Annotated in this window: 13 protein-coding genes and 1 pseudogene; 9 read left to right on the plus strand and 5 right to left on the minus strand. The window is 60.2% G+C overall.

The genetic code is table 11. The features are described from left to right. The first annotated feature begins 187 nt into the window (after positions 1–187). From exaC to NL116_RS27960, 9 genes and pseudogenes are all read left to right on the plus strand, one after another. Positions 188–1,708, plus strand: coding sequence for an acetaldehyde dehydrogenase ExaC (gene exaC / locus NL116_RS27920; RefSeq protein ID WP_123433406.1), 1,521 nt, complete (start codon positions 188–190; stop codon positions 1,706–1,708). 238 nt (positions 1,709–1,946) lie between these two features. Further along, entirely contained in the window at positions 1,947–3,317 is a 1,371-nt protein-coding gene (gene eat, locus NL116_RS27925; RefSeq protein WP_494374922.1) for an ethanolamine permease, read from the plus strand. A 113-nt stretch (positions 3,318–3,430) separates the two neighbouring features. Next, positions 3,431–4,825 (plus strand): ethanolamine ammonia-lyase subunit EutB, encoded by a 1,395-nt coding sequence (locus NL116_RS27930; RefSeq protein ID WP_494374923.1) that lies wholly within the window; start codon positions 3,431–3,433, stop codon positions 4,823–4,825. Between the two features lie 8 nt (positions 4,826–4,833). Beyond that, the gene (eutC, locus tag NL116_RS27935) at positions 4,834–5,658 is read left to right on the plus strand and encodes an ethanolamine ammonia-lyase subunit EutC (protein WP_494374924.1); all 825 of its coding nucleotides are present in this window, start codon (positions 4,834–4,836) and stop codon (positions 5,656–5,658) included. Between the two features lie 115 nt (positions 5,659–5,773). Next, complete coding sequence (locus NL116_RS27940) at positions 5,774–6,235, plus strand: GNAT family N-acetyltransferase (RefSeq protein ID WP_027924319.1); 462 nt, start codon at positions 5,774–5,776, stop codon at positions 6,233–6,235. 283 nt (positions 6,236–6,518) lie between these two features. Continuing rightward, positions 6,519–7,175: a DedA family protein gene (locus NL116_RS27945; RefSeq protein WP_494374925.1), complete on the plus strand. Its 657-nt coding sequence runs from the start codon at positions 6,519–6,521 to the stop codon at positions 7,173–7,175. A 69-nt stretch (positions 7,176–7,244) separates the two neighbouring features. Then, positions 7,245–7,993 (plus strand): annotated as a pseudogene (locus NL116_RS27950) (M90 family metallopeptidase). A gap of 113 nt (positions 7,994–8,106) precedes the next feature. Then, on the plus strand, positions 8,107–8,634 hold the full coding sequence (ppa, locus tag NL116_RS27955; RefSeq protein ID WP_003205933.1) for an inorganic diphosphatase: 528 nt from the start codon (positions 8,107–8,109) through the stop codon (positions 8,632–8,634). Positions 8,635–8,861: 227 nt separating this feature from the next. Then, positions 8,862–9,608: a S24 family peptidase gene (locus NL116_RS27960; protein ID WP_494374926.1), complete on the plus strand. Its 747-nt coding sequence runs from the start codon at positions 8,862–8,864 to the stop codon at positions 9,606–9,608. 424 nt (positions 9,609–10,032) lie between these two features. On the opposite strand, the gene NL116_RS27965 is transcribed toward NL116_RS27960, so the two are convergent. From NL116_RS27965 to NL116_RS27985, 5 genes are read right to left on the minus strand one after another with little or no spacing between them, the layout of a single operon-like run. Next, positions 10,033–10,845 (minus strand): YfaP family protein, encoded by an 813-nt coding sequence (locus NL116_RS27965; protein WP_494374927.1) that lies wholly within the window; start codon positions 10,843–10,845, stop codon positions 10,033–10,035. A 3-nt stretch (positions 10,846–10,848) separates the two neighbouring features. Then, a complete protein-coding gene (locus tag NL116_RS27970; protein WP_494374928.1) occupies positions 10,849–12,468 on the minus strand; it encodes a DUF2300 domain-containing protein in 1,620 nt (539 codons plus the stop codon). A 1-nt stretch (position 12,469) separates the two neighbouring features. After that, the gene (locus tag NL116_RS27975) at positions 12,470–17,035 is read right to left on the minus strand and encodes an alpha-2-macroglobulin family protein (RefSeq protein ID WP_494378148.1); all 4,566 of its coding nucleotides are present in this window, start codon (positions 17,033–17,035) and stop codon (positions 12,470–12,472) included. Beyond that, positions 17,032–17,682 carry a DUF1175 domain-containing protein gene (locus tag NL116_RS27980; protein ID WP_494374929.1) on the minus strand — a complete coding sequence of 217 codons (651 nt, stop codon included), beginning with the start codon at positions 17,680–17,682 and terminating at the stop codon, positions 17,032–17,034. The genes NL116_RS27975 and NL116_RS27980 overlap by 4 nt, the downstream gene beginning before the upstream one ends. Further along, on the minus strand, positions 17,667–19,376 hold the full coding sequence (locus tag NL116_RS27985; RefSeq protein ID WP_494374930.1) for a DUF2138 domain-containing protein: 1,710 nt from the start codon (positions 19,374–19,376) through the stop codon (positions 17,667–17,669). Before NL116_RS27985 ends, NL116_RS27980 begins: the two co-directional genes overlap by 16 nt. Positions 19,377–19,391: the final 15 nt, after the last annotated feature.

Below are 19,391 nucleotides of genomic sequence, written 5' to 3' on the forward strand. Positions count from 1 at the left end.
CATTCGGTACAAAGTGTCACGGGGGCTGTACCGAAAGCATCACAACGCGCATCCGCCGGTCCGACAAAAATTACGCAAGGCCTTGATTTGCCTGACCTGCAAGGCACTGGCCCGACCTTTGCTCTACGCTTATACAAGCGCACATGCGCTCTCCCTTATAAGCACAAAAGCCAAGGAGAATCTCACCATGCGTTACGCTCACCCCGGTACTGAAGGCGCTATCGTTTCGTTCAAGAGCAAATACGGTAACTACATCGGCGGCGAGTTCGTCGCGCCTGTCAAAGGTCAGTACTTCACCAATACCTCGCCAGTGAATGGCCAACCGATTGCCGAATTCCCACGTTCCACCGCCGAAGACATCGACAAGGCCCTGGACGCTGCCCACGCCGCCGCCGATGCCTGGGGTGCCACTTCCGCCCAGGCGCGCTCGCTGGTGCTGCTGAAAATCGCCGACCGCATCGAACAGAACCTGGAACTGCTGGCAATCACCGAATCCTGGGACAACGGCAAAGCCGTGCGCGAAACCCTCAACGCCGACATCCCGCTGGCGGCCGACCACTTCCGCTACTTCGCCGGTTGCATCCGCGCGCAGGAAGGCAGCGCCGCCGAAATCGACGGCAATACCGTGGCGTATCACATCCACGAACCGCTGGGCGTGGTCGGGCAGATCATCCCGTGGAACTTTCCGATCCTGATGGCCGCCTGGAAACTCGCCCCGGCCCTGGCCGCCGGTAACTGCGTGGTGCTCAAGCCTGCCGAACAAACCCCGCTGGGCATTACCGTATTGGTCGAGCTGATTGGCGACCTGCTGCCACCGGGAGTGCTGAACATTGTGCAAGGTTTCGGCAAAGAAGCCGGCGAAGCGCTGGCCACCAGCAAACGCATCGCCAAAATCGCCTTTACCGGCTCGACCCCGGTCGGCTCGCACATCATGAAATGCGCGGCCGAAAACATCATTCCGTCCACCGTGGAGCTGGGTGGCAAGTCGCCGAACATCTTCTTTGAAGACATCATGCAAGCCGAGCCGACCTTCATCGAGAAAGCCGCCGAAGGCCTGGTGCTGGCGTTCTTCAACCAGGGCGAAGTCTGCACCTGCCCGTCCCGCGCGCTGGTGCAAGAGTCGATCTACGACGACTTCATGAAAGTCGTGATGAAAAAAGTCCTGTCGATCAAACGTGGCGACCCGCTGGACACCGACACCATGGTCGGCGCCCAGGCGTCGGAGCAGCAATTCGACAAAATCCTTTCGTACCTGGAAATCGCCAAGGGCGAAGGCGCCGAGCTGCTGACCGGCGGCAAGATCGAAAAACTCGAGGGCAACCTGGCGACCGGGTATTACATCCAGCCGACCCTGCTCAAGGGCACCAACAAAATGCGTGTGTTCCAGGAAGAGATCTTTGGCCCGGTGGTGAGCATCACCACCTTCAAGGACGAAGCCGAAGCCCTGGCCATCGCCAACGACACCGAGTTCGGCCTCGGTGCTGGCCTGTGGACCCGCGACATCAATCGCGCCTACCGCATGGGCCGCGCCATCAAGGCCGGTCGTGTGTGGACCAACTGCTACCACCTGTACCCGGCGCACGCCGCGTTCGGTGGCTACAAGAAGTCCGGCGTCGGTCGTGAAACCCATAAGATGATGCTCGATCACTATCAGCAGACCAAAAACCTGCTGGTGAGCTACGACATCAATCCGCTGGGCTTCTTCTAAAAACCGGGGGCGATGCAGGTTTTCCTGCGTCGCCCTTTCTATCGCCTTCGCGAGCAGGCTCACTCCTGCATTTGCACCGCGTTCCCTTGTGGGAGCGAGCCTGCTCGCGAAGGCGCTCTTGAAAACACCGCATAACTGCCCTGGCCGCTCTGGCACGGGCTTTGCGTGTCCGCTTCACACCTGAAACGTCGTACCGCAAGTCCAAAAGATCAAACAATAAAAAAGACAGCGAGGACTTATGACTTCTTCTACACAGCTCAAACCCACACTCGGCACCCTGCACTTATGGGGTATTGCCGTCGGCCTGGTGATTTCCGGCGAGTATTTCGGCTGGAGTTACGGCTGGGGCACCGCCGGCACGCTGGGCTTTCTCGTCACCGCACTGATGGTGGCGACAATGTACACCTGCTTCATTTTCAGCTTCACCGAACTGACAACCGCGATTCCCCACGCAGGAGGGCCGTTTGCCTACAGCCGGCGCGCGTTTGGCGAGAAAGGCGGACTGATCGCAGGGATCGCCACTCTGATCGAGTTCGTGTTTGCGCCGCCGGCCATTGCCATGGCGATAGGTGCCTACCTCAACGTGCAATATCCGGAGCTTGACCCCAAGATTGCGGCGGTTGGCGCCTATTTTGTGTTCATGGGCCTGAATATCCTCGGGGTCAGCATCGCGGCCACCTTCGAACTGGTAGTCACCGTACTGGCGGTCGCCGAGTTGCTGGTGTTCATGGGCGTCGTGGCGCCGGGCTTCAGCTTCAGCAACTTCGTGCTCAATGGCTGGTCGGGCGCCAACGAATTCACCGTCGCCTCCATTCCCGGGATCTTTGCCGCCATTCCCTTCGCGATATGGTTCTTTCTCGCGATTGAAGGCGCGGCGATGGCCGCTGAAGAAGCCAAGGACCCTAAGCGCACAATCCCCAAGGCTTACGTCAGCGGCATTCTGACCCTGGTGTTCCTGGCCATCGGCGTGATGGTGATGGCCGGCGGCGTCGGCGACTGGCGCCAACTGTCGAACATCAATGACCCGCTGCCCCAAGCAATGAAAGCAGTGGTCGGCAACAATTCGAGCTGGATGCACATGCTGGTCTGGATCGGCCTGTTCGGCCTGGTGGCGAGCTTTCACGGGATCATCCTCGGCTACTCGCGCCAGTTCTTCGCCCTGGCACGGGCCGGTTACCTGCCGAGTGGCCTGGCCAAACTTTCGCGCTTCCAGACCCCGCACCGCGCCATTCTGGCCGGCGGCGTGATCGGCATCGCGGCGATTTACAGCGATGGCCTGGTCAATCTGCAAGGCATGACACTGACGGCAGCGATGATCACCATGTCGGTATTCGGCGCCATCGTGATGTACATCATCAGTATGCTGAGCCTGTTCAAGTTGCGTAAAACCGAACCGAACCTTGAGCGCACCTTCCGCGCACCGGGCTACCCGATTGTTCCGGGCATCGCGCTGTTCCTGGCGGTGGTGTGCCTGGTGGCAATGGCCTGGTTCAATACGCTGATCGGCTGTGTGTTCCTCGGCTTCATGGCTGCCGGTTACCTGTATTTCCAGCTGACGGCCAAGCAACGCGCCGATGCGCCGGCCGATGCGATGCTCGAAGGCATTTAAGTTGCACCGGCGCCGGGCCAATCCCCCGGCGCCTGCCATATAGAAGTGCACGCTCCCACAAGGGGGCACGTGGTGAATTTTAGCTATTCAGAGAATCAAGAGGACACCATCCCATGGCCGCATTTGCCCACTCCGTCGGCGCTCAGACCTATCGCTTCGAGAGCCTCAAGGACGTCATGGCCAAGGCCAGTCCGGCGCGCTCCGGAGATTTTCTGGCGGGCGTCGCTGCGCTCAACGATGGCGAGCGTGTGGCCGCGCAGACGGCCCTGGCTGACATCCCGCTGAGCCACTTCCTGCAGGAAGTACTGATTCCTTATGAGTCCGATGAAGTCACCCGACTGATCATCGACACACACGATACACACGCGTTTGCCGTGGTCAGCCACCTCACCGTCGGCGGTTTCCGCGACTGGCTGCTCAGCGATGCCGCCGATGAACAGACCCTGCGCGCGCTGGCCCCCGGCCTGACGCCGGAAATGGTCGCCGCCGTGTCGAAGATCATGCGCGTCCAGGACCTGGTGCTGGTGGCGCAGAAAATCCGCGTGGTCACCAAATTTCGCGGCACCATGGGCTTACGCGGGCGCTTATCCACTCGCCTGCAACCCAATCACCCCACCGACGAACCCGCCGGTATCGCGGCAAGCATCCTCGACGGCCTGTTGTATGGAAACGGCGACGCAATGATCGGCATCAACCCGGCCACCGACAGCATCGCCTCGATCTGCGCCATGCTGGAAATGCTCGACGCGATCATCCAGCGTTACGAAATCCCGACCCAGGCCTGCGTGCTGACCCACGTCACCACGTCGATCGAAGCGATCAATCGCGGGGTGCCGCTGGACCTGGTGTTCCAGTCGATCGCCGGCACCGAAGCGGCCAACGCCAGTTTCGGCATCAACCTGAATGTCTTGAAGGAAGGATATGACGCCGGTTTGAGCCTGAATCGCGGCACACTCGGCCAGAACCTGATGTATTTCGAAACCGGCCAAGGCAGCGCGCTATCCGCCAACGCCCACCACGGTATCGATCAACAGACCTGCGAAACCCGCGCCTACGCCGTGGCGCGCCACTTCAAGCCGTTTTTGGTGAACACGGTGGTCGGTTTCATCGGCCCCGAATACCTCTACAACGGTAAACAGATCATTCGCGCGGGCCTCGAAGACCACTTCTGCGGCAAGTTGCTGGGCGTGCCGATGGGTTGCGACATTTGCTACACCAACCACGCCGAGGCCGACCAGGACGACATGGACACCCTGCTGACCCTGCTGGGCGTGGCCGGGATCAACTTCATCATGGGCATCCCCGGTTCCGACGACATCATGCTCAACTACCAGACCACCTCGTTCCACGACGCCCTCTACGCCCGCCAGACGCTGGGCTTGAAACCCGCGCCGGAATTCGAGCAGTGGCTGACGAAAATGGGCATCTTTACCCAGGCGAACGGCAAAATTCACTTCGGCGACAGCCTGCCCCCGGCCTTCCGCCAGGCAATGGCGCAATTGGGATGAGTGCTTTCATGGAAAAACCACCCGTTGATCCACAGAATCCGTTGCTGGAATTGCGCCGGCTGACTCCCGCGCGTATTGCCTTGGGGCGCACGGGCACCAGCATGCCGACCAGCGCCCAACTGGATTTCCAGTACGCCCATGCGCAGGCGCGGGATGCGGTGCATTTGCCGTTCGACTCGGCGGGGCTCAGATCACAACTGGCTGAAAACGGGCGCGACAGTCTGTTACTGCACAGCGCCGCCACGAACCGGGACAGTTATTTGCAGCGCCCTGATTTGGGGCGAAAGCTCAGTGATGAATCGGCGCAAACGCTTCGCGCGCATGCGGCGGCCAATCCCGGCGGTGTCGATCTGGTGATTGTGGTGGCCGATGGGCTGTCGGCGCTGGCCGTGCATCGCCATACCCTGCCGTTTCTCGCGCGTCTGGAAGAACAGGTGCTGGCCGAAGGCTGGTCCGTGGCACCGGTGATGCTGGTGGAACAGGGCCGCGTCGCGGTGGCCGACGAGATCGGTGAACTGATGGGCGCGAAGATGACGGTCATCCTGATCGGTGAACGCCCGGGGCTCAGCTCTCCTGATAGTCTGGGTTTATATTTCACCTACAATCCAAAGATTGGCCTGACGGATGCTTATCGCAATTGCATCTCCAACGTTCGGCTTGAAGGCTTGAGTTACGGCATGGCCGCGCACCGTTTGCTGTATTTGATGCGCGAGGCCTGTCGTAGACAGCTGTCGGGGGTCAATCTAAAGGATGAAGCGCAGCTTCAGACACTGGAATCGGACGCCGGTGCGGACATGAAACGAAACTTCCTGTTAGGTCAAACGGATTCCTGAACCGTTTCCGCATTGCGTTTGCGAATGGGTTTCAGGCAGGATCGACGAACGGCCGCCACGGGTTTCCCATCGCCGTCAAATGCAGCAAGACAGCCACTTGAAGACGAGACCTACCATGCGGATTATTCAAGCGACCCTCGAACACCTGGACCTATTGGCGCCCATGTTCGTGAAATATCGTGAATTTTACGGATCCCTGCCGTACCCGGACTCGTCCCGAGCGTTCCTCGAAAAACGCCTGCGCCGCAAGGAGTCGGTGATTTATCTGGCGCTGTCCGATGACGACAGCAACAAACTGATGGGTTTCTGTCAGTTGTACCCGAGCTTTTCGTCCCTTTCGCTGAAACGTGTATGGATCCTCAACGACATTTATGTCGCCGAAGACGCCCGCCGCCAATTGGTGGCCGACAACCTGATCCGTACAGCGAAGAAAATGGCCAAGGAAACCAATGCCGTGCGTATGCGCGTTTCCACCAGCAGCAACAACGAAGTCGCGCGCAAAACCTACGAATCCATCGGCTTCAAGGAAGACACCGAGTTCAAGAACTACGTGTTGCCGATCAGCGACGAGCTCTGACCCCCCGTCCACAGTGAGAGCGAGCTTGCTCGCGATAGCATCGACTCGGTACGACTGGTTCACCGAGGTGCGGCTATCGCGAGCAAGCTCGCTCCCACAGAAAACCTGCCTGGACCATCGGTCTACTGCGACATCCCCCGCTACAAACTGAACGCTCTTTTCACTTTTCAGTCCGTATAATCCCGAGCTTTCCGACTTGTAAGAAAAACTACGCCCTCGTGTAGTCTTATGCGCAGTCATTCGCACAGGCCTGCTGAGTCGGGCCGTTACCACAGGTGCCCCCATGGATTTCAACCCGATCGACATTATTTTGCATCTCGATGTTTACCTCGACATGCTGGTCACCAACTATGGAACCTGGATCTACGCCATCCTGTTTCTGGTGATTTTCTGTGAAACCGGTCTGGTGGTAATGCCATTCTTGCCCGGCGATTCCTTGCTGTTCATTGCCGGCGCCGTTGCGGCCGGTGGCGGCATGGACCCGGTATTGCTGGGCGGCCTGCTGATGCTCGCGGCGATTCTCGGCGACAGCACCAACTACCTCATTGGTCGAACGGCTGGCGAAAAACTGTTCAGCAACCCGAACTCGAAGATCTTCCGCCGCGATTACCTGCAACAAACCCACGACTTCTACGACAAACACGGCGGTAAAACCGTAACACTGGCGCGCTTCCTGCCGATCATCCGCACCTTTGCACCGTTCGTCGCCGGTGTCGGCAATATGCCTTACCCACGTTTCTTTTTCTTCAGCGTGCTCGGCACGATCCTCTGGGTCGGTGGTCTGGTCACCCTCGGTTACTTCTTCGGCAACGTACCGTTTATCAAGAAAAATCTGTCGTTGCTGGTAGTGGGCATCATCCTGCTGTCGCTGGTGCCAATGATCATTGGCATGGTCCGCAGCCGCCTCGGCAACGCCGCGTCCAAAGCGCAATCGCGCTGATCTTCGATGTGGTCGCTTAGCGCCTGGCGTCGCCGGCGCACCCTGGCCAAGCACCCGATTGCCGACGACATGTGGCAGCGGGTGCGCCATCACTTGAGCTTTCTCGACGGCATCAGCGCCACTGAAGACCAGTGGCTGCGCGAGGCTTGCGTGCTGTTCCTCGAAGACAAACACCTGACCGCCCTGCCCGGTGTCGAACTGCACCAGGAGCAGCGCTTGTTGCTGGCCGTGCAGGCGCATTGCCGCTGTTGAACCTGGGCGATTTGAACTGGTATCAAGGTTTCCACGAAATCATCCTCTACCCGGACGACTTCCTCAGCCCCCAGCGTCATCGCGATGCCAGCGGCGTCGAACACGAGTGGGACGGCGAACACAGTGGCGAGGCGTGGCAGCAAGGCCCGATCATCCTTGCCTGGCCGGGCGTGATGGCCAGTGGTGGCTGGGAAGGCTACAACCTGGTCATCCACGAACTCGCGCACAAACTCGACATGCTCAATGGCGTCGCCAACGGCCTGCCACCGCTGCACCCGGACATGCGGGTGAGCGATTGGGCCAAGGTGATGCAAGAGGCCTACGATGACCTTGACCGGCAACTGGAACGCAATCCGGACGCCGACACCGCGATCGACCCTTATGCTGCGGAAAATCCTGCCGAGTTTTTTGCCGTCACCAGTGAATACTTCTTTAGCGCTCCGGATTTGCTGCATGAGGCGTATCCCAAGGTGTATGAGCAGCTGAAGTTGTTTTACCGACAAGATCCTCTGAGCCGGTTGCAGCAACTTCTGGCCGAAGACCCGGTCTATCAGGCACGCGACTAAGGTCTACACGACTTCTGGTACATGGCGTCATCGGCGGAATATGCCTATAATCGCCGCCACTTTTTGGTCAATCCGGCCAAGTGTTTTTGGTCAACTAACGGGGGCACCGCCCAATGAGCTACAGCAAGATTCCGGCTGGCAAAGACCTGCCGAACGACATCTACGTCGCGATCGAGATCCCGGCCAACCACGCGCCGATCAAATACGAAATCGACAAAGACAGCGATTGCCTGTTCGTTGACCGTTTCATGGCCACCCCGATGTTCTACCCGGCCAACTACGGTTACATCCCGAACACCCTGGCTGACGACGGTGATCCCCTCGACGTGCTGGTTGTTACCCCTTACCCGGTTGCGCCAGGTTCGGTGATCCGCGCTCGTCCAGTCGGCATCCTGAACATGACCGACGACGGCGGCGGCGATGCCAAAGTCATCGCAGTCCCACACGACAAGCTGTCTCAGCTGTACGTCGACGTGAAGGAATACACCGACCTGCCACCGCTGCTGATCCAGCAGATCGAGCACTTCTTCGCGAACTACAAAGATCTCGAAAAAGGCAAATGGGTGAAGATCGAAGGCTGGGCCGGCGCCGATGCCGCCCGCGAAGCGATCACCAAGTCGGTTGCTGCCTACAAAGGCTGAGACGCCAATGGCCTTGCGCCACTGACGACTTGAAAAAACCCCGGTTGATCCGGGGTTTTTTGTGGGCGCTCATAACGAGATTTAAACAGCGCGTTTATCTTTTCGCCGATGCGGTTTTTCCTGTTTAATTTGTTCCCAATACGTCTTACATCCAGACGTAAATTTCCCTCGAAATTTGAACGGTTCGTTTATTCAAACCCCCGCCCTGCGCCCGTAGACTCGTGTTTATGAAAAAGAACACTAGCGGCCCACGGTTCAAAGCATTGCTCGAAAAAGCCAAGATCACGACGACAGGATTTGCCGCTTTTTTCGACACAGAAGCTCAAAACATCCACAACTGGTACACCCGCGGTGTGCCCGCCTACCGCATGGAAGAGGTCGCCAGATTACTCTCGGTCAACAGCCATTGGCTCAAAACCGGCGAAGGCCCGGAAGACGCCAAACACCTGCGCCTGCTCGACGAGTCCGGCAACACTTTCGACGCCCAGGCGATTCGTGGCATCTACACGGTCATCGAGCCGACCGACGTCGAACTGCCCCTCTACAAAGAAACACCCATCGCCCCGGGGTCTCATAAAACCCACATCGTGGAAGACATCGGCCAATTCATCCGCCTGCCCAAAAGCCACCTCGACTCCTTGGAAATCAACCATACGGATGTGATCTGCGTTTACATGCTCGGTAATAGCATGGGCGCGAGGATTGAGGACGGCTCAACACTCGCCATTGATCGCGGGCTCACCAAGGTGATTGATGGGGAGATCTATGCGATCGACCATGACGGGATGCTGCGCATCAAATACCTGCACCGGATGCCGGGGAATGCGCTGCGGTTGCGCAGTTACAACAAAACCGAGCACCCGGATGAGGTCTTCAGTGCCGAGCAGATCGATAAGCAGAACATCAGGGTGCTGGGGTGGGTGTTCTGGTGGTCGACACTCAACAAACGGCGACCGGCGGTGCCGTTTCTGTGAGAGGGCACCGCATTTGCACCGTCGCTCCCAAATTGAAATGGGATCAAATGTGTGAGCGAGCCTGCTCGCGATGGCGGCAGAACATTCGCCCTACAAACCCGGACGAGTTACTGACCTCAGTGCCCGATGGCTCTACACCACACACCACACTGGGAATTCCCCAAAAAAATCAGTATGCTGCGCCCCACATTTGCGCATCGACCCGCCCCGCGGCTCAGATCGCACCGACAAGGCAGATAATTTTCTCGCCGAGTTCCACAGCCGGACGCAAGATCCGGGTGTACGTTTTGAAGGCTGGCGCGGTTTACCAAAAATGAACCAAGCCAGTCCCCGAGAAGCCGGCCACAAGCCGGCTTTTTAATGCCTGCGGTTTGGGAAGACCACCTTCGTGCAATTAGACAGCACGCTGCTGCCCAATTCAGAATCACGGATAACTAAACGACTTCACCAACGTCAACTCCCCCACCGCCCGCATCGGCACCAGAAACGTCTCCATCTTCTCGCTCGGCGTTCCCTCCTCGGTAATCACCGTCACCTGCGCGGTCGTCAACGGCTGAACCGCATCCTCCTGCCCCTCCTCATCACTGCGGTACCCCCCGCCAAAATAATTCACATACACCAGATACTGCCCCTTGATCGGCGCTGGCATGGCAAAGATCTCCGGCCCATACCCGGTCGTCACATCCACATCCAGCGCCGCACTATTGGGCGCAACCCGGTCGCCGTACCAGATGTGCGCCCCATCCGGCGTGATCAAGTGCAAGTCGAGGTCCGTGCCGTCACTGTCCCACGACAACAACACCCGCAACTTGGCCGGGGTGGCGCCACCACTGGCATTGAGGAACTGCGTGCGATGTCGCTGTTGCCCATCGGGGCTGCGCACTTCGACGCTGTTGCTGCCATTGGGAAACGAGAAAGGGCGATCAAAACGCCCGGCGGGATCAATCTTCAGCGGCATGCTCACGCCGTTGACGATCAATCGACCCGGCTCCGTCGACTTGGGTGTGGATTTGATCTGGCCGCTGATGCGCGCAGTATCGGCTTGGCCCACCGGGGTGTTGACTGACGAAGCGGGGTAGTTGACGGTCTGGCGAAAATGTTCACCTTCGCCTTCAACTGCGCCCGTGCGCCAACCGCCGACGGGGGTGTCAAGGTTGACGGCAGCAGCAGCAAACACCGTCGGCAGTACGCAAAAAGAACCTAGGAACAGGAAGACCTGTGGATAACGGAGTTTCATGGCCTATTCCAGCAAGAGGTGGCGGGCGAGCCCTTCGATGTAGGTTTCATCCTGGCCATTGGGGTGTGCTTCGAAGGCCAGGTGCAGGTATTCGTGGGTCAGGTCGAGGCGGTCTTGCAGCGTCAGCACGCCGCGCACGTAGATGCGCTGCCGTTCTCGGTCGACGTAGGGGCGGCCGAAGGCCAGGCGGCAGACGGCGAAGGTGCTGACGTCGTTGTAGCCGACCTCGTTTTCCAACCGCACACGCCAGCTGCGGCGTTGGGTTTGCAGCCAGTCTTGCGCGGCGGGCAATGCTTCGCAGGAGGCGACGGGGTTGTCCCAGCGGCTGAGGCTGGCGCGCGGGTAGGCGTGCAGCAGGATGGCGTCGTAGCGCTGGCCGGCGTTGGCTTGTTCGACGGCTTGCTGCCAGGAGAGTTTGTCCGGGCCGGGTTGGTCGGAGTGGTAGGTGACGGTGCTGCCGGCCAATACGAGGTCACTGGTCCATGCGGCGATGTTGCGTGATTCAAGCGTGGCCGGGCGCGGGGCGACGCGTTGGCGGCTGCTGCTGTCGTCGATGCTCAGGCAGTCGCCGCTGCGGGTGGCGTTTTGCAGCAGGTAGGTGCGGATGGCGACGGCCAGGGCTTTGGCGGCTTCGGCGGGCTCGGATTTGGCTTCGCGCTCAAGGACGCGAGCGACGTATTCTTCGCGGTCCAGCCGGGCGATAAGTTTGTCCTTCACCAAAAACAATTCGCCGTCGCTGTGGATATCCAGCTGATTGCCGTTGACGAATTCGACGCGGTAGTCGCCCTGCAATGGCCCGGAAGATACAACACGAGCTCCCGCCAGAACGCGCTCGATCGGATAGCGAGAAAACAGTCCGACTTCGACGCAGCGGCCCGAATCCGCCGGCCAATCAGTCGGCAACACCGAAGCTAACGCCTCAGCGTAATGACGCAGCACCCTCTGACTGGTCCCGCGCCCACCGGCCCAGATCGGCGTGCCATCCGCGGTCCAACCGGCAAACCCGCCCTGCCGTGACGACGGATCCTGATCCCCCAGCCAGCTCCAGGTTTTCACCCGCAACCGGCCACCGAGTTCGCCGACCACATTGCCGTCGGCGGCATTCAACACCACGTCCAGCAACACCCGGCGCGCCTGATCCTGCGCCGGCATTGCGGCCATTACCTTGAGCAATTCAGCAACGGACACTCGCGTAGAGGGCTTTAACAGCGGCAGATTCAGCAGCCACTCCGGTGCCTGTCGCGCTTGCCAATACGCGCGCCAGTCAGCGCCTGTGATGCCCAAACGTGCCGGCTCAAAATACAAACCACACGATTTCACCAACGCCTGATCGCGCTCGATCTTGCCGCCAGCCGTGCAGCAATAAACCTCTTCCTTCGACTGCCCGCGACACTCATAAGCAGGTTCACGGGCGCCGGTATCCACCAGCCAACCGTACACAAACAACTTCCACACACTGCCCAACGGCGACTGTAAGTCAGCAGGCAACGGCTCGCGTGAAATCACTTGCGTCCGGTTCAACGAAATCAGTTCACCCTTGAAGCCCAGCCGCAGCGGTTCGTCCTGCGCGGTCGCCAGCGCAGGCATCAAACACAGCAGCAGCCAGACCAGAGGCCGGGTCATGTCAGTTGACCGTGACCTGACCGAGGGCCGGCTTCTGTTCCTGCGCTTGATGTTGCGGCGCATACACCTGAGTGAATCGCACCGGCGGCAGTTTGAACTGGCCCTTCTGCGAGAAGCGCACCAGATGACGCAGGCGCAATTCGCCGCTCAAGGCATCCACCGGAATCGCATAAGCCATCTGGCCCGGCTCAAAACGCGCCTTCTCCAGCGCAGTCGGTTCGGTGCCGGCCTTGCCCATCAACTTGATGCCCCACGTCGTGCGCTCGACATCCGCGCCCGGCGGCAGCGGCACTTCGAGCATGCCGTAACGCAGCGGTTTCGCCGCTTTACTGGTGATGATCACTTCGTCCAGGTACAGGCTGTCGCTGGACAACGGCTGGGTGCCGACCGCTTCGAGTTTGAAGGTGAAGGCTTCGTCACCCGGCACCAGACGCGACAGGCGACGGGTGATGGTCACGGCCATCGGATCGACCGGCGATTGTTTGGTCTGGAAGCTCAACGCGGCTCGCAACGGACGCTCCTGGGTCCCGGCCAACGACAACACCGCCGGCACCGATGGCGCCCCTTGCCATGTCCAGTACATCTCACCCGTATCACCGTACTGTTTCTTCCATCCTTCACCCGGCGCCAATGCGATGGTCGGCGAAGCCTGTTCGATGCTGCGCTGCAACCAGGTCAGCGCCAGGGCGCGTTCCAGCGTCGATTGCTGTGGCAACAAGCGCTGCAACAACGCTTGCGCGTGGGCCTGAGCGAAGGGTTGCAGCGACAGGTTCAGCGCTTCGGCAAACGGCTGGGAGCTGACCGCCAAACGCTGTTGCGCATCCGCCAGTTGACGATTGAAAGCCTCCGGCAGCGTCACCTTGGATTGACGCGCCAGCGATGCCGTCAACACTCGGGCAGCGGCCAGGCCAAGTGCCGAATCCGGATCGCTCATGACAAGGCTGTCTTCGCCATCCTCCATCAGGTTCGCGGCATTACCCTCGCCGGCTTTCGCCAAGTCATCCATCAAGCCGCTGAGCAAAGTGTTCACCGGCAATTGCATCTGTTTGGCGAACGACAGGATCAGCGCGCGCTGCAACAGCGGCGTGTTTCTGGCCTGCTTCGAATACACCTCCAGCACCCGCTGCCAATGCTCCGGTGGCAGGCTCAGGTCCAGCACCTTGCTGGCGTTCCAGTCGGCGTAATAAGCGTAAGCCGTGAGGAACGCATCCGGCTCGCCGTCCATGCCCCACCAGGTGAAGCTCGCGGAAGGACCGGCCATTTGCACCAGCCGCAAACGGCTGTTTTGCATGATCAGGCGCAAGCGATCACGGATTTGCGGGTTCGAGGCCAAGGTCGGATAGGCGATGCTCAACGGCAGCAAACGACTGGCAGTCTGCTCGACACCGCCGTACGGATAGCTCAGCAGATCATCCAGCGCCGAACGGAACAGCGCTTGCGGGCTGTCATCCAGACGCAGGCGAATATCCGTCGCGTCGGCCGGCAGCGTCAGCGGTGTATCGCCACTGGCGACATCCAGACTTTGGCTTTGCGTGACCTGCCAACCTTCACCGGTCGCGGTCAGGCGCACGGCCAGCGCGTCAGCGGTTTTGCCGTCCTGCACCAGCTCGGCGGTCCACTCGCCACTCGCCAACGAGAATTCAGGCAACGCGATGTAGTTGATGCCGTTGTTCAGGGTCACCGGCACACGCTGATCGGCGCCGCCGACATGAATCACCAGTTCAGCCTTGACCGGTTTCTCGGCCTGACTGAAGGCAAACACCCCAAGCACTGGTTTGTCACCGCTGCGGAATTTGGTCGGCCCACTCCACTTGAGGTACAGCGGTTTTTCCGAACGCACAAATTGCTTCTTCTGCCCGACTTGCCCGTCATCGGCGATGGCCCGGGCGGTGATGCGCCAGCGAGTCAACGAGTCCGGCATCTTGAAGGTGAAGCGGGTTTTGCCGTTGGCATCCGTCACCAGTTCCGGCTGCCACGCGGCGGTGTCGACGTCTTCACGACGCGGCCGCTCGAGCACTTTCACGCCGCGCTCGCTGCGGTTGGCTTTGCCCGGCGCGCCAGGGCTGCCCGGCAGTGCCACGTCGTAGCTGATGAACGACAAACTGGCGCTGGTGCGCACGTTGTTACGCCGCGGGTGGTAGAAGAACTGGTCGATGGTCGGCGCGACTTCCGGTTGCAACGCGTAGACCATTTCGTCGACCACGCTGACCGTCAGGTGCGCCGGCATCGGCTTGCCGGCGAACTGCGTGGTCAGGTCGACCGACACGGTTTCACCCGGTTGGTAGGCCTCTTTATCGGTGGCGATGGCCACGTCGATCTGCGGCGCAACCACCTTGATCCCGGCGTTCTGGAAGCTGTATTGGCCACCCTTGGTGTAGAGCACGGAGAAGGTCAGGTTCGGCGCGAAATTGTCCTTCACCGGGATGCGCGCGCGGTATTGGGTGTCGCTGAGTTTTTCCATCTTCAGCCAGTCACCGCCCTTGGACAGCAACGCAGTGGCCTCGACCTTGTCGCGCTCCAGCGACAGCAGTGCATCGCTGACCGGTTCCGGAAAAGTGATCAGGGCCAGGGCTTCATCACCGGCCTTGTACTCCGGTTTATCGAGGACAATTTCCACGGTGCCCGGCACCGCTTTGACGCCATCGCCAGTGACCGAATGACCGGTCGCACCGATGACGCGGCCATGGTCGTCCTTCAACGTCAGGTTGTAAGTGCCGGGACGGTCGAAGGCCACCGTGAAGCCTTTGTCTTTGGCAGCCAGTTTGCCGTCGCCGGTGGTTTGATCTTCCAGACGCACCCAACTGTAGCTGCTCGGCGTCACGGTTTTGCTCGGCTCGCTGGCGCCTTCATTGACGTAGCTGAACGCAACCTTGTCGCCCACCGCACTGAACCGTTGCGGCGCGCTCAAACTGAAACTCGCCGCGCCGCGGTCGATGAGGATTTCCTTGGTGGTCTTGACCCGATACGCCGCGCCATCGCTGGCAAAAACCGTCAGCATGTAGCGACTCGGTTTCTCGGCGGCCGGCAAGTCGAGGGTCGCGTTGCCCTTGGCGTCAGTGGTCAGTTCGGTGCTGGTCAGCTCCACCGGGAATTGCCCGAGGTATTGCAGTTCGTTGTCGACCATCGACAATTGTTGGGCGCGCAAGCTCAGGCTCAACTTGGCGTTGGCCACCGGTTTGCCGTCCGGGTACAGCAGCACCAGGCTGCCCTTCACCGGTTCGCCGGTGTGGTAATCCTGCTTGGCCAGGTTCAGCGAAATCTCGAAGTGCGGCTTGATGTATTCGGCCACGCGGAACGCACTGCTATAGGCCTGATCCTTGTAGTTGAAACGCAGTTCATAACCGCCCGCCACCGCATTGTCCGGCAACTGGAACCGGCCTTGGGTGCCGGCCCTGGAATCAAGTTTCAGCGCCAGCGATTGCAGCGCCGTGCCGGTGGCATCAAGCACGGTCACGTTGACGTCAGCTGCAGTCGGCGCGACGGAATCCCGGGCATTCTTGAACTCGCGCCCGACGATTTTCAGCGACACCCAATCCCCCGGCCGGTACAGCGGCCGGTCGGTGAAGGCGTAGAGCTTGGTGTCGTAGATTTCGCTGTCGTAATAGAAATTTTCGGAGACAAATACCCCGCCCTCTTCATCCTCGCCAATCACGAACGAACGCTCAGGGCTGACATGTTTCAGACGCAGCAAACCATCGGCATCGGTAGCGCCGCTGCTCATCACGCCGAGGCCATCGGTCCACAGCACATTCACTTTCGGCACCGAACTGCCTTCGTGTTTGCGCGCCGCCCAGACCACCAGCTCATCACCGGCAATCTTGCTCACGGCCACGGTGTTCGAGACGAAGACCATAGTGGTCGCGCGGTACTTGCCGATCAATGCCTCAACCAGGTACAGACCCGGTTTCAGGTTGCCCAGCGGGATGTACACATTGCCTGGCGCAACACTGACGAACTCGCTGGAAGACCCCGCCAGGTTCACGCCTTCCGGTGGCTGGATCGGTTTGGCTTGCCACAGCGGATAGCGGAATTGACTGACCACCGGCAGGCCCGGGATCAGGGAGAATTGCGGCTGCGCGTCGTAAGGCGTTGGCGCGGCGATGGCGGTGCCCATCCTCAGTTCCGGCACTTCCTCGGTGACTTGTTGACGCGACTCGTAGGAAAACGCCCGTTGCATCACGCGACGGGATTTGCGGTACCAGTTGTCCCACAAGTACGCGAGGGTATTCGACAGCCCTTCACCCTTGAACTGACCGTCACTGACCACGCGGTGCAGGTTCTTCTGGCGCTTGAGGAAATCCAGCGGCTTGTCGATGCGGTACACGCGGATGTCGGCGCCGCCATAAGGCTCCATGCGGAAGCGGCGATAGTCACGTCCCGGCGCTTCGAGGCGCACCATCGCCTGTTCGTCACTGGCGAAACTGCTGTCGGCCAGCAGGAAAAAACTTTCACCGGTCACCGGCGTATAGCCGCTCGGCTCGACGGTGTCTTCGGCGTTGACCGCCGAAAACGGCAGCAGCAAAACCAACAGCAGAGGCAGAAAACGCACCATGCGGGCACCGATCATTGGGAGAGAAAATTCAGTCGATAGACGCCGATGAAGTTGGGGTTGGCTGCGTCGGGTATCCATCGGGTGTCCTTCCATGTCATGAGTTGCTGCAGGCTCGCGGATCGCATGCCGTTGTCAGTGGGGGTGGTGGTGCCGGTGTGATAGGCGATATTGCGGCCCATCCAGATCATCAGGTGCTGGTCGTCGCCCTGATCGAAAAACATCAGGTCGCCGGGCCGGGCTTGCGCCACGTCTCGACTCACCAGATGGCTGTTGAACTGAATCAGTTTGATCGCGTTGACGTACGGCCCGACCTTGCCACCGCCCTGTTGCCACTGCTGGGCGAAACCGCGTTGCGCCTCGCTCAATTGCAGTTCCGGTGGCAGGTAGCGATTGGACAGGCCATTGCTGCGCAGCCATTTGTCGTCGTGGACTTTCAGCGCTTCGTTGGCGGCGAACCGCACGAGACCGGCGCAGTCCTGCTGATACCAGCGCGGGCTTGGGCCTTGGGTCAGTTGTTCCTGGGCGATGCGCACGAACCAGGCGCGGAACACCTGGGATTGCTGCGGATCCAGCGGCGCAGCCTCAGTGGCAAAGGCGCGACTGCCCAGCAACATCGCCAGCAGACCGAGGCCGCGAATGAGTGCGGTCACAGGGCTTTCCATTCCAGCGGCAGCCATTGCCAGTGGCCGTCGGGTTCACTGCCTTCGGGCAAAGTCAGGGCGTACTTGCCGTAGCCGCCGAGCTGGCGCAGTTTCGGCATCAGGTAGGTTTGCGCGGCGTTGTAAAACACCGGTTCCATGTCCTGCGGCAGGCTGTCGAGGGTTTCCTGTTGCATCAGCTGCGCCATGGACTCCGGGCCGAAGTAGAACGGCATCAGAAGATCTTTGGGCACCACTTCGGCCATCGGCGGGAAGCGCTTGTCGAGGGTGCCGAGGGCCTTGTCCACGAGTTTGTCGTCGAGGGAGAACAGCAGCGTCGAACCGTGACGGGCGAGGCTGACTTTCATGAACGCCTTGCCGGAGATCGCGTCCGGATTTTCAGCCTCCCTGGCTTTGTAAGGACCAAAGTTAGAGCTGACCTGACGCTGCCACTGGTGAGTGGAGCCGTCCTGTTTCTCGATCACCGGAAACGCATGTTCTTCGACATTCGGCTCATAGGCGCCGACCATCGAGCCGAACAAACTGCCGAGGTCGCCATCGAGTTTGGCGCTGTCCTTGTCATTCAGGCTGGCCACCAGCAACGGCGTATAGAGACGCGAATCGGCGTACCAGCACAGGCCCGCCGCGCCGGCCATGTGTTCGGTCAACGCCTGGGCCACAGGCTCTTCGGCGCCGAGTTTCACCAACAACGGTTTCTGCTGTTCCGCAGCCAGCGGCAAAGCCACGCAGGCACTGGCGCCCATCGGCATGGCTTGCCAGATCGGTTTGAAATCGAAATCCGGCTGGTCGTCCAGTTCATCCATGGCGAGGAAGCTGTGCCAGCCCTTGTCGTCCATGTCGAAGCGCAGCCCGGCGAAATTCGGGATAAAGCGCTGGTAACCCATGGCCAGGACGCCGGAACTGACCGATAGGCGTTGCTTCACTTCCGGCGCACGGGGTGGCAGGCCGAAGGCTTCGGGGAACAGTTTGTCGCCGTTGAGCAACGCGGCGATGGCCGTGGTCGAGACACTGCCGCGCTCATCGCTTGGGCCGTTGCCGGGATCATAGAGTTTGGCGGGATTGGACAGCACCACCAGTTTGTCGCCATGGGAGGCGAACACCAGCGCTTTGTTGTTGTAGGTGAGCTGATACAGCGTCACGTCGTCGGCGCCGACTTTCACATCGCTGAGTTGGGTCAGCTGCGAATCGTCCAGCGCCACTTTGGCCAGCGGTTCCAGCACCTTGGCCAAGCCACCGCGATCCATCACCAACAGGAAATCTTTCAGCCGGCCATCCGCCCCGCGCCACAGCGCCACGTCGGCGGGTTGATCGAAAAGTTGTTCGATCAGGCTGTCCTGCAATTTCAGGTCATGTTCGTAAATGATCCGCCGCAGACTGCCGATCAAGCCGAGGCGATCGACATGCGCTTCGTAATAGAAGACGAAGTCTTCGGTCAGAGTTTCCTTGAGGAACGGCACCGCCAGCAGGTCCTTGGGCAATTGGCTCAAGGAGTGGGTTTCGAGCAGACCGTCCGGCCGGCTCATGCCCAGTTTGTCGCTGGCCAATTCCGCCGGCGGCGCCTTGGGTTTGTGCATGAACCACCCCAATCCGCCCGCGACGCCGGCCACCAGGGCCAGGCCGACCAGCAGCGCCGGCCAGCGGCGAGGATTTTTGGCGGCCGGTGTTTGCGCAGCCGGAGATACAGTGTTATCGCTCATGTTCACAACGCCCAA

This window comes from Pseudomonas sp. FBCC-B1667, assembly GCF_059133255.1.

Bases quoted from the DNA above. Each gene is read 5' to 3' on its own strand.
- exaC (WP_123433406.1), top strand. From the start codon at position 188: ATGCGTTACGCTCACCCCGGTACTGAAGGCGCTATCGTTTCGTTCAAG.
- eat (WP_494374922.1), top strand. From the start codon at position 1,947: ATGACTTCTTCTACACAGCTCAAACCCACACTCGGCACCCTGCACTTA.
- NL116_RS27930 (WP_494374923.1), top strand. From the start codon at position 3,431: ATGGCCGCATTTGCCCACTCCGTCGGCGCTCAGACCTATCGCTTCGAG.
- eutC (WP_494374924.1), top strand. From the start codon at position 4,834: ATGGAAAAACCACCCGTTGATCCACAGAATCCGTTGCTGGAATTGCGC.
- NL116_RS27940 (WP_027924319.1), top strand. From the start codon at position 5,774: ATGCGGATTATTCAAGCGACCCTCGAACACCTGGACCTATTGGCGCCC.
- NL116_RS27945 (WP_494374925.1), top strand. From the start codon at position 6,519: ATGGATTTCAACCCGATCGACATTATTTTGCATCTCGATGTTTACCTC.
- ppa (WP_003205933.1), top strand. From the start codon at position 8,107: ATGAGCTACAGCAAGATTCCGGCTGGCAAAGACCTGCCGAACGACATC.
- NL116_RS27960 (WP_494374926.1), top strand. From the start codon at position 8,862: ATGAAAAAGAACACTAGCGGCCCACGGTTCAAAGCATTGCTCGAAAAA.
- NL116_RS27965 (WP_494374927.1), bottom strand. From the start codon at position 10,845: ATGAAACTCCGTTATCCACAGGTCTTCCTGTTCCTAGGTTCTTTTTGC.
- NL116_RS27970 (WP_494374928.1), bottom strand. From the start codon at position 12,468: ATGACCCGGCCTCTGGTCTGGCTGCTGCTGTGTTTGATGCCTGCGCTG.
- NL116_RS27975 (WP_494378148.1), bottom strand. From the start codon at position 17,035: ATGATCGGTGCCCGCATGGTGCGTTTTCTGCCTCTGCTGTTGGTTTTG.
- NL116_RS27980 (WP_494374929.1), bottom strand. From the start codon at position 17,682: ATGGAAAGCCCTGTGACCGCACTCATTCGCGGCCTCGGTCTGCTGGCG.
- NL116_RS27985 (WP_494374930.1), bottom strand. From the start codon at position 19,376: ATGAGCGATAACACTGTATCTCCGGCTGCGCAAACACCGGCCGCCAAA.